At 60.7% G+C, this 25,940-nt stretch carries 25 protein-coding genes; 3 read left to right on the forward strand and 22 right to left on the reverse strand.

Going from position 1 to position 25,940, the window contains the following annotated elements:
- The first annotated feature begins 19 nt into the window (after positions 1 to 19).
- Genes F506_RS20910 through tal form a run of 3 tightly spaced genes read left to right on the forward strand, consistent with a single transcriptional unit; the run spans position 20 to position 3,129 of the window.
- Positions 20 to 874 (forward strand): SIS domain-containing protein, encoded by an 855-nt coding sequence (locus F506_RS20910; protein ID WP_053200635.1) that lies wholly within the window; start codon positions 20 to 22, stop codon positions 872 to 874.
- A 46-nt stretch (positions 875 to 920) separates the two neighbouring features.
- Positions 921 to 2,138 (forward strand): AGE family epimerase/isomerase, encoded by a 1,218-nt coding sequence (locus F506_RS20915; RefSeq protein WP_235471265.1) that lies wholly within the window; start codon positions 921 to 923, stop codon positions 2,136 to 2,138.
- A 55-nt stretch (positions 2,139 to 2,193) separates the two neighbouring features.
- Positions 2,194 to 3,129, forward strand: a complete 936-nt coding sequence (gene tal, locus F506_RS20920; protein WP_053200640.1) for a transaldolase — start codon at positions 2,194 to 2,196, stop codon at positions 3,127 to 3,129.
- 95 nt (positions 3,130 to 3,224) lie between these two features.
- Here tal and F506_RS20925 read toward each other — a convergent pair whose 3' ends face one another.
- The 22 genes from F506_RS20925 to hisC form a co-directional block, all read right to left on the reverse strand.
- Positions 3,225 to 4,076, reverse strand: a complete 852-nt coding sequence (locus F506_RS20925) for an ABC transporter permease (protein WP_053200642.1) — start codon at positions 4,074 to 4,076, stop codon at positions 3,225 to 3,227.
- Positions 4,077 to 4,121: 45 nt separating this feature from the next.
- Positions 4,122 to 4,931: an ABC transporter ATP-binding protein gene (locus F506_RS20930; protein ID WP_053200644.1), complete on the reverse strand. Its 810-nt coding sequence runs from the start codon at positions 4,929 to 4,931 to the stop codon at positions 4,122 to 4,124.
- Between the two features lie 152 nt (positions 4,932 to 5,083).
- Positions 5,084 to 6,121 carry an ABC transporter substrate-binding protein gene (locus tag F506_RS20935; protein WP_053200646.1) on the reverse strand — a complete coding sequence of 346 codons (1,038 nt, stop codon included), beginning with the start codon at positions 6,119 to 6,121 and terminating at the stop codon, positions 5,084 to 5,086.
- Positions 6,122 to 6,182: 61 nt separating this feature from the next.
- Entirely contained in the window at positions 6,183 to 7,430 is a 1,248-nt protein-coding gene (locus F506_RS20940) for a CaiB/BaiF CoA transferase family protein (protein WP_053200648.1), read from the reverse strand.
- Between the two features lie 18 nt (positions 7,431 to 7,448).
- Positions 7,449 to 8,516, reverse strand: a complete 1,068-nt coding sequence (locus tag F506_RS20945; protein ID WP_053200650.1) for an alpha/beta hydrolase family protein — start codon at positions 8,514 to 8,516, stop codon at positions 7,449 to 7,451.
- A 107-nt stretch (positions 8,517 to 8,623) separates the two neighbouring features.
- The gene (gene recR / locus F506_RS20950; protein ID WP_053200652.1) at positions 8,624 to 9,220 is read right to left on the reverse strand and encodes a recombination mediator RecR; all 597 of its coding nucleotides are present in this window, start codon (positions 9,218 to 9,220) and stop codon (positions 8,624 to 8,626) included.
- On the reverse strand, positions 9,217 to 9,519 hold the full coding sequence (locus F506_RS20955) for a YciI family protein (protein WP_053200654.1): 303 nt from the start codon (positions 9,517 to 9,519) through the stop codon (positions 9,217 to 9,219). Before F506_RS20955 ends, recR begins: the two co-directional genes overlap by 4 nt.
- A gap of 126 nt (positions 9,520 to 9,645) precedes the next feature.
- Positions 9,646 to 9,972 carry a YbaB/EbfC family nucleoid-associated protein gene (locus F506_RS20960; RefSeq protein WP_053201829.1) on the reverse strand — a complete coding sequence of 109 codons (327 nt, stop codon included), beginning with the start codon at positions 9,970 to 9,972 and terminating at the stop codon, positions 9,646 to 9,648.
- Positions 9,973 to 10,087: 115 nt separating this feature from the next.
- A complete protein-coding gene (locus tag F506_RS20965) occupies positions 10,088 to 12,109 on the reverse strand; it encodes a DNA polymerase III subunit gamma/tau (RefSeq protein ID WP_053200656.1) in 2,022 nt (673 codons plus the stop codon).
- Positions 12,110 to 12,225: 116 nt separating this feature from the next.
- Positions 12,226 to 13,671, reverse strand: a complete 1,446-nt coding sequence (locus tag F506_RS20970; RefSeq protein WP_200907694.1) for a mannose-1-phosphate guanylyltransferase/mannose-6-phosphate isomerase — start codon at positions 13,669 to 13,671, stop codon at positions 12,226 to 12,228.
- A gap of 30 nt (positions 13,672 to 13,701) precedes the next feature.
- A complete protein-coding gene (locus F506_RS20975; protein WP_053200659.1) occupies positions 13,702 to 14,670 on the reverse strand; it encodes a GGDEF domain-containing protein in 969 nt (322 codons plus the stop codon).
- A gap of 309 nt (positions 14,671 to 14,979) precedes the next feature.
- Positions 14,980 to 15,357 carry a ComEA family DNA-binding protein gene (locus F506_RS20980; RefSeq protein ID WP_053200661.1) on the reverse strand — a complete coding sequence of 126 codons (378 nt, stop codon included), beginning with the start codon at positions 15,355 to 15,357 and terminating at the stop codon, positions 14,980 to 14,982.
- Positions 15,358 to 15,554: 197 nt separating this feature from the next.
- Complete coding sequence (rfaE1, locus tag F506_RS20985; protein WP_083458145.1) at positions 15,555 to 16,472, reverse strand: D-glycero-beta-D-manno-heptose-7-phosphate kinase; 918 nt, start codon at positions 16,470 to 16,472, stop codon at positions 15,555 to 15,557.
- A gap of 4 nt (positions 16,473 to 16,476) precedes the next feature.
- Entirely contained in the window at positions 16,477 to 17,853 is a 1,377-nt protein-coding gene (locus F506_RS20990; protein WP_053200665.1) for a UDP-glucose dehydrogenase family protein, read from the reverse strand.
- A gap of 32 nt (positions 17,854 to 17,885) precedes the next feature.
- Positions 17,886 to 19,061, reverse strand: coding sequence for a lipopolysaccharide assembly protein LapB (lapB, locus tag F506_RS20995; protein ID WP_053200667.1), 1,176 nt, complete (start codon positions 19,059 to 19,061; stop codon positions 17,886 to 17,888).
- Between the two features lie 12 nt (positions 19,062 to 19,073).
- Positions 19,074 to 19,400, reverse strand: a complete 327-nt coding sequence (locus F506_RS21000) for a LapA family protein (protein WP_053200670.1) — start codon at positions 19,398 to 19,400, stop codon at positions 19,074 to 19,076.
- Between the two features lie 201 nt (positions 19,401 to 19,601).
- Positions 19,602 to 19,907, reverse strand: a complete 306-nt coding sequence (locus tag F506_RS21005) for an integration host factor subunit beta (protein ID WP_007876341.1) — start codon at positions 19,905 to 19,907, stop codon at positions 19,602 to 19,604.
- A 13-nt stretch (positions 19,908 to 19,920) separates the two neighbouring features.
- Positions 19,921 to 21,636 (reverse strand): 30S ribosomal protein S1, encoded by a 1,716-nt coding sequence (rpsA, locus tag F506_RS21010; protein ID WP_083458148.1) that lies wholly within the window; start codon positions 21,634 to 21,636, stop codon positions 19,921 to 19,923.
- A 175-nt stretch (positions 21,637 to 21,811) separates the two neighbouring features.
- A complete protein-coding gene (gene cmk / locus F506_RS21015; RefSeq protein ID WP_053200674.1) occupies positions 21,812 to 22,474 on the reverse strand; it encodes a (d)CMP kinase in 663 nt (220 codons plus the stop codon).
- Positions 22,475 to 22,508: 34 nt separating this feature from the next.
- Entirely contained in the window at positions 22,509 to 23,840 is a 1,332-nt protein-coding gene (gene aroA, locus F506_RS21020) for a 3-phosphoshikimate 1-carboxyvinyltransferase (RefSeq protein WP_053200676.1), read from the reverse strand.
- Positions 23,841 to 23,917: 77 nt separating this feature from the next.
- Entirely contained in the window at positions 23,918 to 24,814 is an 897-nt protein-coding gene (locus F506_RS21025; RefSeq protein WP_053200678.1) for a prephenate dehydrogenase, read from the reverse strand.
- Between the two features lie 12 nt (positions 24,815 to 24,826).
- Complete coding sequence (hisC, locus tag F506_RS21030; RefSeq protein WP_053200680.1) at positions 24,827 to 25,933, reverse strand: histidinol-phosphate transaminase; 1,107 nt, start codon at positions 25,931 to 25,933, stop codon at positions 24,827 to 24,829.
- Positions 25,934 to 25,940: the final 7 nt, after the last annotated feature.

Here is a 25,940-nt window from a genome sequence, read left to right on the forward strand (position 1 = left end):
CGGAGACTCAGCAAAGTCCATGCTACTCGACTCGATCCGTACGCACATCAACTCGCTTTCCAAATCGGAAAAGAAGGTGGCGGCCGCCATCCTCGCCAATCCGCAACTGGCGCTGCAGGAAAACCTGACGGCGCTGGCGAAGAATGCCGAAGTGTCGGAGCCGACCGTGATCCGTTTCTGCCGCGCCATCGGCTATGAAGGCTGGCACGACTTCAAGCTGAAGCTGGCGCAAAGCCTGGCGCTGGCCTTGCCCGGTGCGGACGAATCGCTGGCGCAGGACGACCTCGCAGTGGACCTGGTCAACAAGATCTGCAGCCGCTCGATCAACACGTTGCTGGACCTGCGCAATCACCTCAATCCCGACGCCATCCAGCTGGCGCTCGACGTGCTGGCGCGCGCCAGCAAGATCGAGTTCTACGGCCAGGGCACCTCGGGCATCGTGGCCAACGATGCGCAACACAAATTCTTCCGCTCCGGTGTGCCCACCGTGGCCTACTCCGATCCACACATCCACAGCATCGCCGCCTCCCTGCTCCAACCCGGCGACGCCGTGGTGGCGATCTCGCAGCGCGGCGGCAATGCGGCGCTGCTGCGCAGCGTGCAGCTGGCGCGCAAGGGCGGCGCCGACATCATCGTGCTGGGCCCCAGCGGCACGCCGCTGGCCGAACTGGCGACTGTCCTGGTGCCGATCGATCTCAGTTTCAACATTGACCCGTACACGCCGATTTCGGCGCGCCTGGCGCATCTGGTAGTGATCGATATTCTTGCGGTGGGACTGGCGCTGCGGCGCGGCCCGGAATTCCGCAAGAAGATGCAAAATGCTCAGAAGTCGCTGCAAAAATTCGACATGCAATTCGATTCGTTCTTCCGCTGACTCATTGGCTGATCCCTTACGCCGAGCCCTGTTCATGAATTCGACTATGAAACAAACCACCGCTTTCCGTACCCCCGCCTTCCTGCACGAACGCCTGCAACGCGACATCGGGTTCTTCACGCAGCATGCTTTCGACCCGGCCGGCGGCTTCTTCCATTACCTCAACGATGACGGCAGCGTGTACGACAACAGCCGCCATCTGGTCAACAGCACGCGCATGGTGTTTTGCCACGCGCTGGCCTACCGTTTCAACGGCAAGGAAGAACATCGCGACGCGGTGCGCCACGGCCTCCGGTTTTTGCAGGAACAGCACTGGCAACCGAGCTACGGCGGCTATGCCTGGGTGCTCAATGACGGCGTCCCGGTCGACCGCACCCAGCATTGCTACGGCCTGGCGTTTGTGCTGCTGGCGTACGCCCATGCGCTGGAGATCGGCATCGGGGAAGCGCGCGCGCATATCGACGCCACCTTCGACCACATGGAAAAGCTGTTCTGGTCCGAACAGCACGGTCTCTACGCCGACGAAGCGACGCCTGAAGGCGTGGTCTCGGACTACCGCGGCCAGAACGCCAACATGCACAGCTGCGAAGCCTTGCTGGCCGCCTTCGAGGCGACCGGCGAACCGCGCTTCCTGCATCGCGCCGAACGCCTCGCCCGCAACATCACGGTGCGCCAGGCCGCACTGGCGAACGGCTGGATCTGGGAACACTACAACGCCGACTGGAAGATCGACTGGGAATACAACCGGCACGACAACACCAACATGTTCCGTCCCTGGGGCTACCAGCCCGGCCACATGACCGAATGGGCCAAGCTGCTGCTGATCCTCGAGCGCCATGCCGAGCATCTGCAGGACGATGCGAGCTGGCTGGCGCCACGGGCGCGGGCGCTGTTCGACGCCACCATTCCGGTGGCATGGGACGAGGAGCACGGCGGCCTGTTCTACGGCATCGCGCCCGACAACAGCGTCTGCGACGGCGACAAGTATTTCTGGGTGCAGGCCGAGTCGCTGGCGACCGCCTCCCTGCTGGCGCAACGCACCGGCGAAGATATCTACTGGGAAGTCTACGACCAGCTGTGGCAGTACAGCATGCAGCACCTGATCGATCAGGATCGCGGCGGCTGGTATCGCATCCTCCGGCGCGACAACCAGCGCTACGGTCCTGAAAAACCGCCGCACGGCAAGACCGACTTCTACCATCCGCTCGGCGCCTATCTGGAATCGCTGACCGCCATCGGCGCGCCGCTGCCGAAAAAGCGATAAGCGCGATCGGCCGCGTTAGAATGTCGTTTAGTTCATTACCTCGAGATTGACTGCCATGACCCAGCTAGACCAACTCAAGCAATTCACCACCATCGTGGCCGACACCGGCGACTTCCAGGCCATGAAGGCGTTCGCGCCGCAAGACGCGACCACCAATCCGTCGCTGATCCTGAAGGCGGTGCAGAAGGACGAATACAAGCCCTTGCTGGAAAAGATCGTGCGCGAACACGCCGCGCTGAGCACGGACGGCATCATCGACCAGTTGCTGGTGGCGTTCGGGCTGGAAATCCTGAAACTCATCCCCGGCCGCGTCTCGACCGAAACGGACGCGCGCCTGTCATTCGACACCGAAGGCACCATCGCCAAGGGTCGTGCGCTGATCAAGTTGTACGAAGCCGCCGGCATCCGGCGCGAACGCATCCTGATCAAGATTGCGTCGACCTGGGAAGGCATCCGCGCAGCGGAAGTATTGGAACAGGAAGGCATCCGCTGCAACCTGACCCTGCTGTTCTCGTTGCCGCAAGCGATCGCCTGCGCCGACGCCAAGGTCCAGCTGATCTCGCCGTTCGTCGGCCGCATTTATGACTGGTTCAAGAAATCCTCCGGCCAGGATTACACCGGTGCCGACGACCCGGGCGTGCAATCGGTGCGCAGCATCTACACCTACTACCGCAAGTTCGGCTACGCCACCGAAGTCATGGGCGCGAGCTTCCGCAACACCTCGCAGATCGTCGAACTGGCCGGCTGCGACTTGCTGACCATCAGCCCGGACCTGCTGAAGCAGCTGGCCGAAAGCGATGCACCGGTACAACGCAAACTGAGCAAGGAAACTGCGCAATCGGCCGATCTCAAGAAAATCTCGCTGGACGAAAAGAGCTTCCGCCTGGCGCTCAACGACGACGCCATGGCATCGGAAAAACTGTCGGAAGGCATCCGCCTGTTCTGCGCCGACGCCGTCAAGCTGGACAAGATCGTCGACGGTTTGCGCTGATTTTCACTGATCCTCCGCCTCCTCTGCAGCGGACAGGCGAGGCAAAAAAAAGAGGCGACATGGTCGCCTCTTTTTTATGGAGAAAATCCTTCCGCTTACATCTTCTCGGTTTCGCCCGATTTCGGCTGCCACTTCATCAGGCGCTTCTCGATCACACCCACGGCGACGTCCAGCACCAGCGCAAACGCGGTCAGCACGACGATGCCGGCGAACACCGTGTTGATGTCGAAGCTGCCTTCCGCCTGCAGAATCAGATAGCCGACGCCGCGCGCCGAACCCAGGTATTCACCCACCACGGCGCCGACGAAGGCCAGGCCGATGGAAGTATGCAAGCTTGAAAACACCCACGAGGTCGCCGACGGCAGATAGACCGTGCGCAGCAATTGACGCGCGTTGGCGCCGAGCATGCGGGCGTTGGCCAACACGACCGGGCTGACTTCCTTGACGCCCTGATAGACGTTGAAGAACACGATGAAGAACACCAGCGTCACCGCCAGCGCCACCTTGGACCAGATGCCCAGGCCGAACCACATCGCGAAGATCGGCGCCAGGATCACGCGCGGCATCGAGTTGGCGGCCTTGACGTAAGGATCGAGGATCGCCGACGCCACCGGCGACAACGCCAGCCACAGGCCGATGCCCAGGCCCAGCACGGTGCCGATGCCGAACGCCAGGACGGTTTCAGTCAGCGTGATCAGCAAGTGCGAATAAATTTCCGCCGGGAAGTTAAGCGTGAAGAATGTGGTGTCGCCGAAGCCGACTTCCAGCGAACCGCTGCCGACGGTGAACCACTGCCAGATGCGCACGGCGACCTTGAGCGGTTCGCCGAAGAAGAACGCGGTCTGTTCATTGCGGGTGGCGAAGTGCCAGACCAGCAGGACCACGACCAGCACCATCAATTGCCAGAAGCGCAGGTTTTTATGACTAGGTTTGAGGAGTTTCCACATGATGATTCTTTGCCCGATTTTTTATAGGTGCCGGCCGCCGTTGGCTTAAGCCGCGGTCTTCTGTTGTTGATATCCCTTGAGCACTTCATCGCGCAGGACCGACCAGATTTGCTGGTGCAGTTCGATGAAACGCGGATGCGTGCGAATTTCGGCGACGTCGCGCGGACGCGGCAGATCGATGGTGAATTCGCCGATGGGGTGCGTGGCCGGACCGGCCGACAGCACCACCACGCGGTCCGACATGGCGATCGCTTCGTCGAGGTCATGGGTGATGAACAGCACGGCTTTTTTCTTGGCGTTCCACAGGTCGAGCACTTCGTTTTCCATCAACTGGCGGGTCTGGATGTCGAGTGCCGAAAACGGTTCATCCATCAGGATGATGTCCGGATCCATGATCAGCGTCTGCGCCAGCGCCACGCGCTTGCGCATGCCGCCGGACAGCTGGTGCGGGTAGCGGTCGCCGAAACCCTTGAGTCCGACGCGCGCCAGCCATTGTTCGCCGAGCGCCTTGGCTTCGCCGGCATCGAGGCCACGGTATTGCAGGCCGGCGATGACGTTTTCCAGCGCGCTGCGCCACGGCATCAGCGCTTCCGCCTGGAACATGTAGCCGGCGCGCTTGTTGATGCCGACCAGTTCTTCGCCGAACACCTTGATGCTACCCGAGGAGGGTTGCAGCAGGCCGGCGCCGACGTTGAGCAGGGTCGATTTGCCGCAACCGGTCGGACCGACCACCGAGACGAACTCGCCCGGCGCGATCGCCAGCGTGGTGTTGGCAACCGCAGTGTAGCGCTGGGTGCGATCATCCTTGGAAACGAAGGTGCAGGTAATGTCGTCGAGGAAAAGTGCTGGCGTCATAGCGAGGAGTCTCCGGCCAGGCCGAATTCTTGTACGTTGAAAAAAACATCGGTAAGGATGGCGCATGCTGCATCGTCATCGCAAAAAATACGGTGCGGCAAATTGCAGACGGGCACCCGAAGGCGCCCGTGTATTTTGCCTTTGTTCAATGCCTACTTGTGCTTGGCATTGGCCTTCTTGGCAAATTCGTTGGTGTAAGTCCTGGACAGGTCGATCTTCTTGGTGGCCAGGTCAGGCTCAAACGCTTGCAGCGTGCGCAGCGCAGTGGCGGGGCCGGCGTCCGGGAAGATGCCGTCCGGCGACATCGCTTCGCGCACTTTCAGGAAAGCCGAAATGTACAGCGCACGGTCGCCCAGCAGATAGCTCTCCGGCACCGCCTTGATGATGTCGGAAGGACCGGCCTGCTGGATCCATTTGAGCGCACGCACCATGGCGTTGGTCAGCGCCTGGGTGGTGTTCGGATACTTCTTGATGAAGGCTTCCGGCGCATACAGCGTGGCTGCCGGCATCGGGCCGCCGAACACGGCGTTGGTGTCCTTCAGCGTACGGGTGTCGGCGATGGTCTTGATTTCGTTCTTTTGTTCCAGCATGGAGATGACCGGATCCAGGTTGGCGATCGCATCGATCTGGCCGGAGCGCAGCGCCGACAAGGCGCCTGCCGCGGCGCCGACACCGATGAAGGAGACGTCGGTCGGCTTGAGGCCGGCCTTGGCCAGCACGAAGCTGGCCATGATGCTGGTCGAGGAACCCGGCGCGGTGACGCCGATCTTCTTGCCCTTCAGGTCGGCCACGCTCTTGTAGTTCGGCATGGTCTTGTTGCTGACGGCCAGCACGATCTGCGGTGCGCGGCCTTGCAGCACGAAGGCGACGATGGGCTGGTTCTTTGCCTGCATGTTGATGGTGTGCTCGTAAGCGCCGGACACCACGTCCGCGCTGCCGCCCACCATGGCTTGCAGCGCCTTGGCGCCGCCGGCGAAGTCGGAGATCTCGACTTGCAGGCCTTCATCCTTGAAGTAACCCAGCTGCTCGGCGACCGTCAGCGGCAGGTAGTAGAACAGGTTCTTGCCGCCGACGGCGATGGAGACCTTCGGTTTTTCCAGCGCCTGGGCGAACAGGTTGGTGTTGAACGTCAGGTAGCCGGCCAGGAACAGCGCCAGGGCGATGGCGAATTGCTTCAGGTTGAATTTCATGTGGTCTCCTCCTATGAGCTTTGCGATATCTGCTTATGTTGCGCGGCAGTTTCCACTACCGTCAAATGACCTTGTCTTCGCGCAACTGTGCAATTTGTGCGTCATCATACCCCAGCGAACGCAAGATTTCAGCGTTATGCTGCCCAAGCTCAGGACCGATCCATTTGGTGCCGCCCGGCGTCTCCGACAATTTCGGCGTCACCGCCGGCAACTTGATCGGCGTACCGTCGGCAAACGCATGCTGTTCGAACATGTTGCGGGCCAGGAATTGCGGATCGGTCATCATGTCCCGCACCGAGTAAATTTTACCCACCGGCACGTCGGCCGCCTGCAAAATCGCCAGCGCATCGTCGATGGTCTTGCCGCTGCACCAGGCCTGGATCGCGCGGTCGATTTCTTCCGTACGCGGCACGCGGCCGTCGTTGCGCTCCAGTTGCGGATCGTTGGCCATGTCCGCGCGGTCAATGGCCAGCATCAGGCGTTTGAAGATGGCGTCGCCGTTGCCGGCGATCACGATGTTCTTGCCATCGGCGGTGGTGTAGGTGTTGGACGGTACGATGCCCGGCAAGGCGCCGCCGGTGCGTTCGCGCACCACGCCGGCCTGGTCGAACTCCGGCACCAGCGATTCCATCAGGTTGAAGACCGACTCGTACAGCGCGACGTCGACCATCTGGCCCTGCCCCGCCACGCGCAGTTCGCCATCCTTGCCGTTCCAGCGGCCGCCCGTGACGTCACGGTGGCGCAGCGCCATCATGGCGCCGATGACGCCATGCAAGGCGGCGACCGAGTCGCCGATGGAAATGCCGATACGCACCGGCGGACGGTCCTGATGGCCCGATACGTAACGGATGCCACCCATCGATTCGCCAATCGCGCCGAAGCCGGGCAAGTCCTTCAGCGGCCCGGTCTGGCCGTAGCCGGACAGGCGCACCATGATGGTGGCGGGATTGAGTTTCTTCAGGTCTTCGTAACCGAGGTTCCACTTCTCAAGCACGCCGGGGCGGTAGTTCTCGATGATGATGTCGGCTTCCAGCGCCAGCTTGCGTGCGATGTCCTGGGCCTGCGGATCCTTCATGTTGAGCGTCAGGCTTTTCTTGTTGCGCGCCTGCACCGACCACCACAGCGAGGTGCCGTCCTTGAGCACGCGCCACTGGCGCAGGGGATCGCCTACGCCGGGCGCTTCCACCTTGATGACGTCGGCGCCGAATTCAGCCAGCATGCGCGAGCAGAACGGGCCGGCGATCAGCGTGCCGAGTTCGAGTACTTTGATGCCGGCCAGCGGGCCGGACGATGGTGTCGTCGTTGTCATGAATGAGGCAGTGGCAGGTTATTTCATCAATCCGTTCTTGTCCATCCAGGCCTGCACCAGCGCAGCGACCTGATCGGAGTTGCGGTCCATCATCAGCATGTGGGAGTTGCCCTTGATGCCGTGCTGCGGCAGGTCGAGCCGGTCGGCCACGCCGCCTTGCGCGCGCAGCGCCTTCTGGAATTTATTCGGCGCCACGATGTATTGCTTCCAGGACGTATTCTGATCGATGAAATCGCCCCACACAAACAGGAAAGGAATATTTTTCAGCGCCGAGATATCGACCTTGTCGGGATCGGGCGCACCTGATCCTTCGACGGCGATGATGGCCTTGATCTTGTCCGGCGCATGCAGCGCGGCATTGATGGCGAAGTTGCCGCCCTGGCTGTGCACCACGATCACGCAGGGGCAGACCTTCTGCACCAGCGCGTCGTAGGCGGTCTGCGTGGCGGCGTCGTTGGTGGCCCAGCGCGGGATGCCCTGCTTGGAAAACTGGTCGTAGGCGGCGACCGGAAACTGCGTGCCGGGATAGGCGATGCGTTTGGCCGGATCGCTGTCGTAGGACCCTGCGCCGCCGATGCGGAACAATTCCCAGCCTTCCTGTTTGGTGCGGAAGAACGGCTCGGTTTTATAGACTTCGGGATAGCGCGACCAGGATGCGCGTCCTCGCTCCACCGCATCGGTCACGTAGACGGTATGACCTTGCGTCAGGAAAAATTGTTGCCAGCCGGGGGCGCCGTCAGGTTTGGTTTCCCAGGTCGTGCCGGCGAGGCCGCCGCCGTGCCACATGAGCAGCGGATAGCGCGCGCGGGGATTTTTGAGCCTGACGAACTGGGCGTACATCTGGCCGGTTTCAAAATCGCCGTTGGGATCGACCTTGCGCGGCGCGGCGCCTTCGGTGAAGACGATTTCGCGCGACGGCAATCCCGCCAGCGTCACCTGCCTGCCGCCGACATGGAAACTGCCGACTTCCGCGACTTCATAACTGCGATCCGCGGGCGAATCCGTGGGCGAGACTGCGCAACCGGCCAATGTCAACGCCAACGCCAGCAAGCTCGAACGACCGGAACAACGGGAAAGAAATTGCATGTTTGTCTCCAGCATGGATTTAATCATCCCTGACGTCTGCTCTGTGGCAGATCGTCCGTCATGATGCGCTGATCTTCGCGGCGTCGGATGGTCCGATGGTCGGATGATCAGGTGGCGCGTCGGTCCAGCATGGCGCGCGCGATGGTTCCTGCGTCCACGTATTCCAGTTCGCCGCCGACCGGCACGCCGCGCGCCAGGCGACTCACCTTGAGGCCGCGCGCCTTGAGCGTCTCGCTGATGTAATGCGCGGTGGCTTCGCCTTCGTTGGTGAAATTGGTGGCCAGCACGATCTCGGCAACCACGCCGTCGGTGGCGCGCGTGATCAGCTTCTCGATGTGGATGTCCTTGGGCCCGACGCCGTCCAGCGGCGACAGGCGCCCCATCAGCACGAAGTACAAACCCTTGAAGGTCAGCGTCTGTTCAATCATCAACTGATCGCTCGGCGTCTCGACCACGCACAGAATCGTGGTGTCGCGCCCGCCATCCTGGCAGGTGTCGCAGATGACTTGTTCGGTGAAGGTATTGCACAGAGCGCAGTGACGGATCGTCTCAGCCGCCTGCGCCAGCGCGCGGCTCAGTTGCAGGGCGCCGTCGCGGTCATGCTGCAGCAAGTGATATGCCATGCGCTGCGCCGATTTGGGACCGACGCCGGGAAGCGTGCGCAGGGATTCGGTGAGCTGGGTGAGACTGGACGGGGTTTTCAATTTCGGTCTGTGGTATGCCGGAAAACGGACAGCGCTTCGGCCGTCATGGATGGAACAAATTCGGTGATTTCATATTCGGCTACGCCGCCGATGTAAAACGGATCGGTCTCGATGATCGCTTCAACTTCGGCGCGATCGGCGGCATCGGCGATGATGATGCCGCCGCTGCGCGGGACCTTGCGGCCGGACATCAGGAACACGCCGTCGGCATACTGCTCGTTCAGGAATTGCTTATGCGCAGTCAGCAGCGAATCGATGTCGCTTGCCGGCTTGGTATAGGTAATCGAGATTACGAACATGATGCCTCCTCATGAAAGCAGCCTGCAAAATCATCGCGACAGCATAAGAGCCGCTAAAACACCGCCGGCGGCCTCTCACCTTGCCGCACGTTCGTACTGTCTACGTCGGCGCCTTGCCTTGTCGCGTCAGAACGGCATCTTGAAGCCTGGCGGCAAAGGCATGCCCGAGGTCATGCCCGCCATCTTTTCCTGCGAGGTTGCTTCAGCCTTGCGCACGGCGTCATTGAAGGCTGCGGCGACGAGGTCTTCCAGCATGTCCTTGTCGTCGGTCAACAGCGATGGGTCAATGGTGACGCGCTTGACGTCATTCTTACAGGTCATCACGACTTTGACCAGCCCTGCGCCGGACTGTCCTTCGACTTCGATCAATGCAAGCTGGTCCTGCATCTTCTTCATGTTGTCCTGCATCGCTTGAGCCTGCTTCATCAAGCCTGCCAGTTGGCCTTTCATCATGGTCATACTCCTTCGTAACTAAGTTGATTCATCTTGTATCAGCCGTGGTGGAAATGGAACATTCGGCACATTCGGCACATCCCCACTGCCCGGCAATCGGGTTCTTATCGGGTGCTCACAACGGCCGGATCGATCCCGGCACGATGGATGCGTCGAATTCCCGCATCATGACCTGCACGAACGGATCATTGTGCATGGTCTGCTCGGCTTCGCGTTGCCGCTCGGCGCGGTCGGCTTGCGCCCGGGCATTGGCCGTGAGCGCCACGGCGCCGATCTCGGTCTCGACGCGCACGCTCCGGTTGAATCGCTCGCCGAGAACGGCGGTCAGCTTTTCGATGTTGCCCGAGGCGCGCAGGGTTTCCACCGGGATCCGCAAATGGAAAATCACGCTGTTGCCGCTTTGTTCGCAGCGCACCAGTTCACTTTGCTGCGCCATCTGCGCCACCATGCCGCGCAGCGACAGATCGGCGGCCAGTTGCGGCCAGTTGCCGTCCCAGCCGAGTTCGGCGGCGACCTTGGCGGTCTGCGCGGCCATCGCCGGCGTAACGGTGCTGGCCGGCGCGGCAACGACGATGGCTTCGTCTGCGGCGATCACGATCGGCGCAGACGGGGCGGCATTGGCTACGGCGTTGCCTGCTGAATATTGTTCAGTTTTTTTTTGAGCAGCGGCTGCTGCCGGCTCTTCATCCCACGGTGGCGGCGCCCGTTCGTCCAGTGCCGCCGGAACCGCAGACGGAGCAGGAGCCGATGCGGCGACTGCAGGAGCAGGCGCAGGGGCCGGAGCCTGTACCGCGGGACGCGGCGAACTCTTGCCGGAGGCGGCACGGGCAGCTTCCAGCGCAGCGGCGCGTGCGGAATTGGCTGGCCCGGCAGACGCGGCCGGTGCCGCTGCGGCAGGACGCGCAACCGGCGTACTTGCCGTGGCAACTTGCGGTGCGGCGCTCAAAGGCGCGACTGCGGGATTCGGACGCGACGGTGCAGCGGCCTGAGGACGCACCGCCGGCGCCGGCGTGCTACCCGCAGCTGCCGCATTAGCAGCCACCGGACGGAACGCCAGCATGCGCAGCAGGGTCATGCTGAAGCCGGCATATTCATCCGGCGCCAGGCCGAGTTCGTTGCGGCCGTGCACGACGATCTGATAGAACAATTGCGCTTCTTCGGCGCTGAACTGCGAGGCCAGACGCACGATGTCTTCGCGCTGCGGCAAATCTTCGGCCAAGGCGGCGGGAACGGTCTGCGCCAGGGCGATCTGATGCAGCAGCGTCGCTAGGTCTTGCAACGCGGCGTTGTACGACAGGCTGCGCGTGGCCATTTCATCGGCCACGGCGAGCAGGCCGGCGCCGTCTTGTACGGCCAGTGCATCGAGCACGCGGATCAGATAGGACTGGTCGAGCGCGCCGAGCATGCCCTGCACCGCTTCCAGCGTGACCTTGCCGGCGGCGTAGGCGATCGCCTGGTCGGTCAGCGACAGTGCATCGCGCATCGAGCCGTGCGCGCCTTGCGCCAGCAGGCGCAGCGCCGGTGCTTCGAATTCAATGTTTTCCTGCCCGAGGATATTGTCCAGGTGGCTGATGATATGACCCGGCGGCATCTGCTTCAGATTGAACTGCAGGCAGCGCGACAGCACGGTCACGGGAATCTTTTGCGGGTCGGTGGTCGCCAGGATGAACTTGACGTGTTCCGGCGGCTCCTCCAGCGTCTTCAGCATGGAGTTGAAGGCGTGGTTGGTGAGCATGTGGACTTCGTCGATCATGTAGACCTTGAAGCGCGCATTGGACGGCGCATAGACCGCCTGCTCCAGCAATTGTGCCATCTCGTCGACACCGCGATTGGAGGCGGCATCCATTTCGATGTAATCGACAAAACGGCCGGCGTCGATCGCCACGCAGGCGTCGCAAACGCCGCACGGTTGCGCCGTGATGCCGCCATTGCCGTCCGGACCCTGGCAATTCAGCGATTTGGCCAGGATGCGCGACAGCGTGGTCTTGCCGACGCCGCGGGTGCCGGTGAACAGGTAGGCGTGGTGCAGCCGTTGCTGTTCCAGCGCATGCGTCAGCGCCCGCACGACGTGCTCCTGCCCGACCAGCGTTTCGAAGCTGCGGGGGCGGTATTTACGGGCGAGGACTTGGTAGGACATAAACGTGAGGTTACCTGCGTTGGTTCAGACGGGCATTTTATTCTATTTCGAGCCCGTCTTTGCCGACTATCGCGGAATTGCTTCGATTCCCCCGGCGCACCAGGAAAGAGGCAGACTCACTTGCGCCCGTAAGTATCCTCGAAGCGCACGATGTCGTCTTCGCCGAGATAGCTGCCGGATTGCACTTCTATCATTTCCAGCGGGAATTTCCCGGGATTCTCGAGCCGGTGAGTAACGCCCAGCGGGATGTAGGTGGACTGGTTCTCGGACAGCAGGAACACCTCATCGCCGCGCGTAATGCGCGCCGTGCCCTTGACGATAATCCAGTGCTCGGCGCGATGATGGTGCATCTGCAGGCTCAGCGCACACCCCGGATTGACGACAATGCGCTTGACCTGGAAACGCTCGCCGCCGTCAATGGAGTCGTACCAGCCCCAGGGGCGGTGGATCTTGCGGTGCGTGAGCGCCTCGTCGCGCTGCTGCCCCTTGAGGCGGGCGACGATGCTCTTGACCTCCTGCATCTTGTCCTTGTCGGCGACCAGCACCGCATCGGGAGTTTCGACAATGATCATGTTGTCGATGCCGACGCAGGCCACCAGCCGTCCCTGGGCGAACACCAGGTTGTCCGTAGCCTGCTCCAGCATGACGTCGCCGCGCGTGACGTTGCCGGCCTCGTCTTTTTCCGAAACTTGCCACAGCGCGTCCCAAGCGCCGACGTCGGACCAGCCGGCCGACAAAGGAATGATCCGGCCTTCGATGCCCAGATCGGGCGTGTCGGCCAGCTTTTCCATCACGGCGTAGTCGATGGAGTCAGGCGGGCACGCCTCGAACGCCGCCTTGTCGATGCGATAAAAATCGTTGTCCTGCTTGCCGCCGTCGAAAGCGGCGCGGCAGGCCTTGCCCATGGCCGGCTGGAAACGCTCGATGGCGCGCAGCCAGACACTGGCGCGCATCATGAACAAGCCGCTGTTCCACAGATAATCGCCGGAATCGACATACGCCTGCGCCGTAGCGGCGTCAGGCTTCTCGACGAAACGGGTGATCGCGTAAGCATCATCGGTTTGCGCACCGCGCTGGATGTAGCCGTAACCGGTTTCGGGGCGATCGGCGACGATACCGAAAGTCACCATGGCGCCGGCAGCCGCATGCGGCACCCCCTGGGCAATTGCCGAACGGAACGCATCCACGTCGCGGATGACATGATCTGCCGGCATGACCAGCAAAACCGGATCATCGCCGTTCTTGGCTGCCAGCAAGGCGGCGAGCGTTAACGCGGGCGCGGTATTGCGACCGACCGGTTCAAGCACGATATGCTTGCTCTCCTTGCCTATTGCACGCAGTTGCTCGGCGGTGATGAAGCGATACTCTTCATTGCATACGACGACAGGTGCATCGACCAGGCTGTACGCAGCGCCGGTGGCCTGCACCCGCAACGCCGTTGCCTGCAACATGGTTTCTGCGCCGACCAGCGGCAGCAGCTGCTTGGGATACTGTTCACGGGAAAGCGGCCACAAACGCGTGCCTGAGCCGCCCGATAGGATTACCGGCTGTAAATGGATCATCAAATCTGTCTTTGGGTTATGAAATACGGACTACGACGCTTCGCGGCGACGTTTTTTCTGCTGATACATCAGGGCATCGGCGCTGTTCATCAGGTCGCCAATCGTATCATGCGAGGCGGGATCATATTCAATCGCGCCGACGCTGTACAGAAGATCGTAACCACGCTTGCCGGTCTGGTTGTGCCGTTCTATCGCCTGTTCGAAATGCCCCAGTACGGTGGCGGTTTCCTGTCCGCCGGTATTGGTAAGGAACACCGCAAATTCGTCGCCGCCCAGACGTCCGATGACATCCGACTCGCGGAAATTGGCCGCCAAAATGGTGCTGAACGTCACCAGCGCGTGATCGCCTTCAGCATGCCCGAAGCGGTCGTTGATCTGTTTGAACAGGTCGAGGTCAAAATACAGCAGCGAGGCGGGCCTGGCGAGGCGTTTGCACATGTTCAACGCATGCTGCGAGAGCGATTCAAAACCGCGCCGGTTGGACAGCTTGGTCAGCTCGTCCATGGTGGCCAGATGCACCGCTGCCATTTCCTGCTCCACCATGCGCGCGAGATCGCTCAGCAAGGCCTGGTCGTCGGCATCGAACTGGCGGGGAATGGTATCGAGCACGCACAGCGTGCCCAGCTTGTGTCCATGCGGGCTGCGAATCGGGCAACCGGCATAGAAGCGGATGAACGGATCGCCGGTGACCAGCGGATTGTCCTTGAAGCGATCGTCTTCCAGGGCATTGGGCACCACCATCACGTCATCGCGCAAAATGGCATGCGCGCAAAAGGAAACGTCCCGGCCGGTTTCGCAGGTATCCACCCCGGCATGCGCCTTGAACCACTGGCGTTTGGTGTCGACCAGGCTGACCACGGCCATCGGCACCGAAAAAAGCCGGCGCGCCAGCCTGGTCAGCCGGTCGAAGCGTTCTTCCGGCGGCGTATCGAGAATCTGCAACCCATGCAGGTCGGCGACGCGCGCCTGTTCATTGACGGGAATATCAGCGATTTTCATCGGTCTCTGTGCCAGTTGTTGATTAGAAATCCAATCCGCAGATACATGCGATGCAAGCGAATCCTTGCCCGTCAAACATCGTGTACGAGCAAATCGCCGCAACCCCACAACCTCAATTGCCCTTCTGCCTCGTAAACAGGCTGACTGTTTTGGACAGACGATTATTGGTGTTTTGTTGGTTATTTTTCTATCTGTGACTGTAATGCCGATCCCCCGTCTTCGCAAGCATCCGACTTGTCCGTATGTGGGAACAAACAAAAAACCCCGCAAAAGCGGGGTTCTCCGGCGGCACGAACGTACTTTGCAACGTCAGCCTTTGGCGGCGCCCGGTTTGTCCATCGCAGCGTCTTCCTTGCCATCCTTGTTTTTCTTGCCGAATGGCTTGCCCGTCGGCTTAACGGGTGCCACCGCCGATTTGCCGCGTGCCTGCCCGTTCACGGTCAGGCCTGCATCGGAAAGCTTGACGGCGCTCTTCTCACCGACGCCCTTGACGCGTGTTTCGAAGTCGGACCAGTCCTTGAATTCGCCCTTCTTGCGCTCATCGAGGATGCGTTTGGACATCGCCGGGCCGATCCCTTTGATGCCGTCCAGCGCAGCCTGGTCGGCCTTGTTGACGTCTGCCTGGGCGAACGCCAGGCCAGTACTGAGGATGAAAGCGAAAATGGCGGCAGTGAATTTCTTCAACATGGGTATTGTTCCTTTTAAAGGTCATCGTTAAATCATCGGAAGGAAAATCTCAGCTGGCGAATCTCGGCAAGCTGAGAGATTTAACGATTCCCTGGAACAACAGTTGACGAAATGAAAACGAAATTGCAACAGTATTAATTCTGCCTGCAGGCACCCGATTTTCGGAACTCAATGGCGAGCGATCGAGGAAAAGCGGCTCAGAGCGCCAGTTCCTCGCGCGTGACGGTCGCCGTGCCGAGCTTGCCGACCACGATGCCGCCGGCCAGATTGGCGATGCGAACCGCTTCCGCCAGCGCCACGCCGTTGCCAAGCATGACTGCCAGCGTGGCGATCACGGTGTCGCCGGCGCCGGAGACGTCATACACTTCCCGCGCCACTGCCGGGAAATTGACGACTTCGTTCTCCTGATACAGCGTCATGCCCTCTTCCGAACGCGTCAGCAACAGCGCTTCCAGATCAAGCGACCGGCGCAGGTTCTGCGCCTTGGTAGTGAGTTCTTCTTCGGATTTCCAGTTGCCGGTGATGCGGATCAGTTCGGAACGGTTCGGCGTCAGGATGGATGCCCCCTTGTAACGCGCAAAATCGTCGCCCTTGGGATCCACCAAGAGGCGTTTGCCAAGCTTCTTGCCGACGCTGATCATGTCGGCGACGTTGACCAGGCTGCCCTTGGCATAGTCGGACAAGACGATGACGTCGTAATTGTCGATCAGCGCATTGAATTGCGTGAGCTTGTCGCGCAGCACGGTATCGGTCGGCGCATCTTCAAAATCCACGCGCACCAATTGCTGCTGGCGGCCGATCACGCGCAACTTGATGATGGTCGAAATAGCCGGGTCGCGATTGAGGTAGCTGCTGATGCCGAGGTCGGTCAACAAGCCTTCGACCACGGCGCCCGCCTCATCCTGCCCGATCACGCCCAGCAAGCCGGTCTGCGCACCCAGCGTGGCTGCGTTGCGCGCCACGTTGGCGGCGCCGCCCAGACGTTCTTCGCGGCGTTCGACGCGCACCACGGGCACCGGCGCTTCCGGCGAAATGCGATTGACTTCACCGAACCAGTAGCGATCCAGCATGACGTCGCCGACGATCAGGATGCGTGCAGAATTCATGGTTGTCATCGATTCAACTCTTGGTCAGGATGGAACGGCCGATGCCGTGGTACTCGATACTTGCATCCGCCATCACTTGCGGCTCGAACAGATTGCGGCCGTCGAAAATCACCGGCGCCTTGAGCTTGCTCTTGAGCTGCTCAAAATCCGGGCTGCGGAATGCCTTCCACTCAGTCACGATGGCCAGCGCGTCGGCGTCTTGCAACGCATCCATCGGGCTTTCGCTGAAGCGGATGCGGCTCAGAATACTTTCGTCGCTATTGAAGTCCAGCGCCAATACGCGCTTCGCTTCCTTCATGGCGACCGGGTCGAACACGGCCACCGTGGCGCCGCGCGCGATCAGCTCGCCCAGCAGCACACGCGACGATGCTTCGCGCATGTCGTCGGTATTGGGCTTGAACGCCAGGCCCCAGATAGCAAAATGGCGGCCTTGCAGATTCTCGCCGAAGCGCGCCACGACTTTCTTGCCGAGCACATGCTTCTGGTTGTTGTTGACCTGCTCGACGGCGCGCAGGATATGCAATTCCTGGCCATAGGCGCGCGCGGTGCGCTCCAGCGCCTGCACGTCTTTCGGGAAACAGGAGCCGCCATAGCCGCAGCCTGCGTACAGGAAGCTGTGACCGATGCGCGGATCGGAACCGATGCCGTGACGCACCGCCTCGATGTCGGCGCCGACCTGATCCGCCAGATTGGCCAGTTCGTTCATGAACGAGATGCGAGTCGCCAACATGGCGTTGGCGGCATACTTGGTAAATTCGGCGGAACGTACGTCCATCCAGTAAGTGCGCTCGTGATTGCGATTGAACGGCGCGTACAACTTCTTCATGGCGGCATATGCCTGCAGGCCTTCGGCCGTGCTGTCATGACCAATGACGATGCGGTCGGGACGCATGAAGTCTTCGACGGCAGCGCCCTCCTTGAGGAATTCAGGATTCGACACCACCGAGAACGTCGCCCCGGTGTTGCCGCGTTGCTGCAATTCCTGCGCAATCGCTGCGCTGACCTTGCCGGCGGTGCCGACCGGCACGGTCGACTTGTCGACGATCACCTTGAAACCGGTCATGTGCTTGCCGATGTTGCGTGCGGCGGCCAGCACGTACTGCAAGTCGGCCGAGCCGTCTTCATCAGGCGGCGTGCCGACGGCGATGAACTGCACGTCGCCATGCGCCACGCTGGCGGCGAGGTCGGTGGAAAACTTCAGGCGTCCGGCGGCGCGATTGCGCGCCACCACGTCTTCCAGGCCAGGCTCATGAATAGGAATGCCGCCGTTATTGAGGATATCGACCTTGCTCTGGTCGACATCAAGACAGAATACGTCGTTGCCCAGTTCCGCCAGGCAAGCGCCGGTGACAAGTCCGACATAGCCGGTGCCGATGATGGTAATTTTCATAATATTCCTACAGAGATGAGTGCATTGGCACTCTAGTTCATCACGTTCAATTCTTCAGTACGACGCGGCGGGTAGGTTTCCCAATGGTTGCAGCCCGGGCAGTGCCAATAGAATTGGCGCGCCTTGAAACCGCAATGGCTGCACTGGTAACGTGCCAGTTTTTGTGTATAGCTATGCACCAGCGTCTTCACTACCGAGAGTTCCGGGCGTATTTCCGCAGGCGCGTTCAGCATGCGCGCCTCGAGGAATTTATCAAGTCCCAGCAAGGTCGGCGTGCGGCGCAACTCGTCGCTGACCAGCTGATTGGCGGCTTCCACGCCTTCCAGTTCCAGCACCGCCTTGAACACCACTTCCAGCAAGTCGATCGACGACGCTTCAGCCAGATAGGAGCGCAGCAGATTCAGGCCTTCTTTCATGCGTCCCACCGCCTGATAGCCGTCAAGCAGGCGCTGCGCTACCAGCGCCGCATGCGGAACGCTTTGATGCTCGACGCGGCGCCAGGCCAGCAAAGCGGCTTCGACGTCGCCCTTGGCCAGATAGACATCGCCCAGCAGCATGGTCGCGCGCACGCTCTTGCGATCGGTTGCCAGCGCTTTTTCCAGCAAAGCCATGGCGGCGTCAGGATGGGTGTGCACCAGCTCATCTTCGGCCAGTTCGCAATAGAACTGCGCGATTTCCTTTTGCCGACCGCCGACGCCGGCTGCCTGCAAAGTTTCCGCCGCCTTGATGGCGCGCGCCCATTCCTTTTCGCGCTGGTAGATTTCCAGCAGCGCGCGCCCGGCCTGGGCGCCGTATTGGGTGTCGTTGAGCAGATGGAAGGTTTCCTCGGAACGATCCAGCAGACCGGCCTTGAGATAATCCTGACCGAGTTCGTACTGGGCGTGCGCCTTGTGCTCGGCCGGCAAATCGGGGCGCGCCAGCAGGTTCTGGTGAACCCGGATGGCGCGTTCGGTTTCGCCGCGCCGGCGGAACAGGTTGCCGAGGGCAAAATGCAGATCTACCGTTTCAGGATCAAGTTTGACGATTTCGATGAAAGCGTCGATCGCCTTGTCCGGTTGCTCGTTGAGCAGGAAATTCAAGCCCTTGAAATAGCCGCGCGGCAGCGTGCGCGATTCGGACAGCAACTGATTGATGTCGACGCGGGCCGCGATCCATCCCAATCCGAAAAAGACCGGGATGCCCAGCAACCACCAGAATTCAAATTCCATATAAAACCGCGATCAGATGAGGTGCTGCGGTGGAACCACGCTGTCCGGCTGCGGCGGCTGAGTCTGGGCCAGCAACTGGGCTTCGCGCTCCTTCTGCAGCACGGAAAGATTCTTCCTTTGCTTCGAGGCTTCGCGGCGATGGCGGAACACCAGCGGCGTCATCGCCAGCACGCCGAGAATGGCGCCCCCGACGAAGCACACCAGCAGCACCAGCACCAGCGGATCGGTGCGCTCATAGCCGAGGAAGAAATGCAGCGTGATTTCCTGCGTGTTCTTCAGCGCGAAGAAAAAGAAAAGGATGAACAGGATGGCCGCAATCAGTCTTGAAATTATCTTCATGGCGCAAATCCTTTTTTCGATGTAGGGGCCGGCCCGCAGGCATGGCGACAGGGTACTGCTCAACCGCTCGCGCAAGAGGCGCGGCAGATGTGAAATTGTACGTGAAAAAAAACGGCATCCAAAGATGCCGTTCATTTTGTTAAGCGCTATTTACACTCGTAGCGCCCAACTGCTTCGCCGATACAGCGGCGAAGCCTCAACTTAGTCTTCCTTGATGGGTTGCCCCACCATGGCGTCGACACGCTCCCGCAATTCCTTGCCGGGCTTGAAGTGGGGTACGCGCTTTTCCGGCACCATCACTTTATCGCCCGACTTGGGATTGCGACCGATGCGAGGCGGCCTGCGATTTAACGCAAAGCTGCCAAAACCGCGGATCTCGATGCGCTGGCCGGTTGCTAATGCATCAACCATGGCATCGAGAATGGTTTTGACCGCGTAATCCGCATCCTTGGCGACAAGTTGCGGATAACGCTCAGCCAGGCGAGCGATCAGCTCAGACTTGGTCATTATGCTCGACTGATCAGTTCTTGTTGTCGAGCTTTGCCTTCAGCAGTGCACCCAGGCTGGTAGTACCGGAAGCGGCGCTGGAGTCCGAAGACATCTTTTGCATTGCTTCCTGAGTCTCAGCGTTGTCCTTAGCCTTGATGGACAATTGGATGCTGCGTGCCTTGCGGTCGATGTTGATGACCAGCGCTTCAACGCTGTCGCCGACCTTCAGGTGGGTACCGGCATCTTCAACGCGATCGCGCGAGATTTCGGATGCACGCAGGTAGCCTTCGACTTCTTCCGACAACTGGATCACTGCGCCCTTAGGCTCGACCGACTTGACCGTACCATTGACCAGTGCGCCCTTGTCGTTCATTGCAGCGAAGTTGTTGAACGGATCGCCTTCCAGTTGCTTGACGCCCAGGGAAACGCGCTCACGCTCGACGTCAATCGCCAGAACAACTGCTTCCAGTTCGTCGCCCTTCTTGAACTTGCGCACGGCTTCTTCGCCGGTTTCAGTCCAGGACAGGTCGGACAGGTGAACCAGACCGTCGATGTTGCCGGTCAGGCCGATGAACACGCCGAAGTCAGTGATCGACTTGATGGCGCCCTTGACCTTGTCGCCCTTCTTGTGGGTGACCGCGAAATCGTCCCATGGATTGGCCTTGCATTGCTTCATGCCCAGGCTGATACGGCGACGCTCTTCGTCGATTTCCAGAACCATGACTTCAACTTCGTCGCCCAGCTGAACAACCTTGTTAGGCGCGACGTTCTTGTTGGTCCAGTCCATTTCGGAAACGTGCACCAGGCCTTCGATACCTTGCTCGACTTCGACGAATGCGCCGTAGTCTGTCAGGTTGGTGACCTTACCGAACAGGCGTGTGCCTTGCGGGTAGCGACGGGACAGACCGGTCCATGGATCGTCGCCCAGTTGCTTGACGCCCAGCGAAACGCGGTTCTTCTCTTGATCGTACTTGAGGACCTTGGCAGTGATCTCTTGACCGACTGTAAGCACTTCCGACGGGTGACGCACACGACGCCATGCCAGATCGGTGATGTGCAGCAGGCCGTCGATGCCACCCAGATCCACGAACGCGCCGTAGTCGGTGATGTTCTTGACGACGCCGGTAACCACGGTGCCTTCTTTCAGGGTTTCCATCAGCTTTTGACGCTCTTCGCCCATCGACGCTTCGATGACGGCGCGACGCGACAACACGACGTTGTTGCGCTTGCGATCCAGCTTGATGACCTTGAATTCCAGGGTCTTGCCTTCGAAAGGCGTTGTGTCCTTGACCGGACGTGTATCCACCAGCGAGCCTGGCAGGAAGGCACGGATGCCGTTGGTCAGAACGGTCAGGCCGCCCTTGACCTTGCCATTGACAGTACCAACGACGATCTCGCCGGACTCCATCGCCTTTTCGAGCGAGAGCCACGATGCCAGACGCTTGGCCTTGTCACGCGACAGGATAGTGTCGCCGAAACCGTTTTCCAGCGATTCGATCGCGACGGAGATGAAATCGCCGACGTTGACTTCGAGTTCGCCGTTGTCATTTTTGAATTCTTCGATAGGAATGAAGGCTTCGGACTTCAGGCCGGCGTTGACGATAACGAAGTTATGGTCGAGGCGGACGACTTCAGCCGAAATGACTTCACCAGAACGCATGTCTTGACGTGACAGCGATTCTTCAAACAGCGCTGCAAATGCATCAGCGCCAGCGGCTCCAGGAGCCAGGACAGTAGTGGTAGACATAGAATTTAAGAAAGGTGTTGGCCAGTATCCGGTCGCAACTTGCATAAATCAGACTGCTGGAGATGCATGCAAAAGGCGATGAATAATGGGTTTAGGTTTATCAACACCCGCCGGACTTTGCATCAGGCGGGCACCAATGGCGTTACAGAAACAACAGACTACACTGCAACAAAACTTATAAAGCCGCGTACCAGCTGAGTACCTGCCTGACAGCCTCATCGGCCGTCATCTCGGAAGTATCCAGTAGATAAGCACCCTCCGCCGGCTTGAGCGGGGCCGAGGCGCGATTCATATCGCGCGCATCGCGTTCCCGCAGGTCCTTGGAGAGGTCTTCCATATTAGCAGGAAAACCCTTGTCAATCAATTGCTTATAGCGTCTTTGCGCCCTCGCCTCGACGCTGGCGGTCAAAAACACCTTCAGGGGAGCATGCGGAAAGATTACCGTGCCCATGTCGCGACCATCCGCGACCAGGCCGGGCGCCTTGCGAAAACTCAATTGCAGGCCGTACAGCGCATGCCGCACTGTTGCCAGAACGGCAATTTTCGATGCCGTATTGCCCACTTCTTCGGCCCGGATGGCCTGGGAAACGTCTTCATTGGCCAGGAAGATATGGCCGCCGTCGAAATGGCAGTTGAGGTGCTCGGCGCTCTTGGCAAGACCGTGCTCGTCATTCATTGCGATGCCGCGGCGGATCGCCGACAACGCCGTCAGGCGGTACAAGGCACCCGAATCGAGATAATGGAAGCCCAGTTGCCGGGCGACCTTTTGTGCCACTGTACCCTTGCCCGATGCGGTCGGGCCGTCAATGGCGATGACGGGAATATTTGCCGCGTTCATGGGAATCCCCGCTTGTTGGTCAATTCTTGATAAGTCAAATCAGTGTCTGTTCGGCAATATGCTGAAACACCCGGAAATAGTCGGGGAAAGTCTTCGCCACGCACTTCGGATCATTGATGCGCACCTGCGTACCGCGGCGCGCAGTGCCGTCCAGCGATGCCAGCGAGAAACACATCGCCATGCGGTGGTCGTCATAGGTGTCGATGGTGGCCGGCGTCAGTTGTTGCGGCGGCGTCACGCTCAGGTAATCCGCCCCCTCTTCCACGGTCGCGCCGAGCTTACGCAGTTCGGTCGCCATCGCCGCCAGGCGGTCGGTCTCCTTGACGCGCCAGCTGGCGATGTTGCGCAGCACGCTGGTGCCTTCGGCGTACAACGCGGCAACCGCGATCGTCATGGCGGCGTCGGGAATATGGTTGAAATCGGTGTCGATGGCCTTCAGCACGCCGTTCGACGACGCTTCGATCCAGTTATCGCCCATGGTAATGGTCACACCCATCTGGCGCAGGGCTTCGACGAAGCGCACATCGCCCTGGATGCTGTCGCGGCCGACGCCTTCCACGCGGATCGGACCGCCGGCAATGGCGCCTGCCGCCAGGAAATACGAGGCGGAGGAGGCATCGCCTTCGACATGAATGGCGCCGGGACTTTGATAGTGCTGGCCGGCTGCCACCGTGAAGGACTGCCAGCCGTCACGCTGGACATCCACGCCGAAGCGGCGCATCAGGTTCAGTGTGATCTCGATGTACGGCTTGGAGATCAACTCGCCGATCACCTCGATGGTCATCGGCTCGTCCCTGGCCATCAGCGGCGCCGCCATCAGCAAGGCCGTCAGGAACTGGCTGGAGACATTGCCGCGCACTTTCATGCGGTGCGCATTGAGCATGCCGCGACGGATATGCAGTGGCGGATAGCCGGGATTGCCGGTGTACTCGATGCGCATGCCGACGTCATTGAGCGCGTCGACCAGATCGCCGATCGGCCGCTCATGCATGCGCGGCACGCCATGCAGCGTGTAATCGCCGCCGATCACGGCCAGCGCCGCCGTCAGCGGACGGATGGCAGTACCGGCGTTGCCCATGAAGAGATCGGCCTGGTGCACCGGCAGCACGCCATCGACGCCGTGCACGATGTAATCCTGGGTGCCGTCGACCTGCTCCCATTTGACGCCGAGTTGCTGCAAGGCCATCAGCATCACCAGCGTATCGTCGGAGGCCAGCAAGTCCATGATCTTGGTGGTGCCGCGCGACAAGGCCGCCAGCAGCAGGATGCGGTTGGAGATGCTTTTGGAGCCGGGCAGTTTGACCGTGCCCTGGACATGCGCCACCGGATTGAGGTCGATATGACGTGGATAGGAAGCTGGCTTCATCGGAAATAGTTGTCTGTGGTGGTTCTGGAATCGTTCTGAAAATCGGGGAAACAGGCGTGCAAAACGGCAATCCGCGCTCAGTCGCCGCCCTCTTTGCTCTGCCGTTCGGCAGTTTCGATCGCGGCAGTCCAATTGTGCCGCGCCTGCTGGGCATTCGCGTAAATTTTTTCCAGACCGTCGCTGTCGCGCTCGACCAGCATCTTGCGCATGCGTATCAGCTGCACCAGATACGCGTCCAGCTCATGCAGCAACGCGGCGCGATTGGCCAGCGAAATATCGCGCCACATTTCAGGCGACGAACCGGCAATGCGCGTGAAATCTCGGAAGCCGCTCGCAGCGTACTGAAACAGAATCGGCGCATGCGGCTTGGAGGCGATATCGTCGACCAGCGCATACGCCAGCAGGTGCGGCAAATGGCTGACGGAGGCAAATACCGCGTCGTGTTCTTGCGGGCTGAGGCGATGGATGACTGCACCGCAGGCCTGCCAGGCTTGCGCCACGCGTTCGACGTCTTGTTCGGAATTCTCATCGAGCGCCGTGATGACGGTCTTCTTGCCGACGTACAAATCGGCCAGCGCCGCATCGGGACCGTTCTGCTCGCGTCCTGCAATCGGATGGCCGGGCACGAATTGCCCGATCTTGTCGCCCAGCGCCGCGCGCGCAGCCGCCACCACGTCGGCCTTGGTGCTGCCGGCATCGGTCACCACGGTGCCGGCTTGCAGATGCGGCGCAATGCTCGACAGGATGACGCCTGTCTGCGCCACCGGCGCCGCCAGCAAGATCAGATCCGCACCCTGCACCGCATCGGAGACCGACGTGCTTGCTTCGTCAATGATACCCAGTTCTTTCGCACGCAATAGCGATGTTTCGCTGCGGCCGACGCCGACCACATGAGCAGCCGCACCGGCTTTTTTCAGCGCCAGCGCAAACGAACCGCCGATCAGGCCGACGCCGAAGACAACAATTTTCTTCACTATGTGCCGCCTTCAGCCCAGGATGGTTTTCAGCGCGGCGATGAACGCAGCGTTTTCTTCCGGCAAACCGACCGTGACACGCAACCATTGCGGCAAGCCGTAGTTGCCGACCGGACGTACGATGATGCCCTTCCTGAGCAGCGCGAGATTGACGCGCGCGCCAGCGCCGTCATCGTCGCCGACCTTGACCAGCACGAAGTTGCCGTAGGACGGCACGTAGGTAAGGCCGAGCGAGTCGAACGCCTGGATCAATTGCTTGTAGCCCTGAGCATTGACCTCGGCGCTCTTTTGCAGGAAAGCCTTGTCGGTAAGTGCGGCAACTGCTGCAGCCTGGGCCAGAGAATTGACGTTGAATGGCTGGCGAATGCGATTGAGCAGATCGGTCACACCCGGTTGTCCGATCGCGAAACCGACACGCAGACCGGCCAGGCCGTAGGCCTTGGACATGGTGCGCGAGACGATCAGATTCGGGAAAGTGCGCACCCAGTCGGTCGATTCGTATTGCAGATCGGCCGACAGGTATTCGTTGTAAGCCTCGTCGATGACCACCACCACGTGCTGCGGCACCGCCTTGAGGAATGCCTCCAGCTCGGCCGCCGGCAGGAAAGTCCCGGTCGGATTGTTCGGATTGGCGATGAACACCAGGCGCGTGTCGTCGGCAATCGCCGCCGCCATGGCCTGCAGGTCGTGGCCGAAATCCTTGGCCTTGACTTCGATGGCGCGCGCGCCGACCGCTTGCGTAGCCAGGGCGTAGACCAGGAAACCGTATTGCGCATACACCACCGATTGCTTCGGCTGCACGAAGGCGTGCGCCGCCAGTTCGAGAATGTCGTTGCTGCCGTTGCCCAGCGTGATCCAGTCCTGCGGCACGCCGTACTTGGCGCTGATCGCGGCCTTCAGGTCGAAACCGTTGGCGTCGGGATAACGGCCGATGTCGGCCACCGCCTGCTGCATCGCCAGCCGTGCCGATTCCGGCATGCCGAGCGGATTTTCGTTGGATGCGAGCTTGATGATCTTGCTTTCATCAAGCCCGAATTCGCGGGCGACCTCGGCAATGGGCTTGCCCGCCTGGTAAGGCGCCAGCGCGCGCACGTATTCCGGACCTAATGATGTGGACATGATGAAC

The sequence above is a fragment of the Herbaspirillum hiltneri N3 genome, assembly GCF_001267925.1.
Classification (GTDB): Bacteria; Pseudomonadota; Gammaproteobacteria; order Burkholderiales; family Burkholderiaceae_D; genus Herbaspirillum; species Herbaspirillum hiltneri.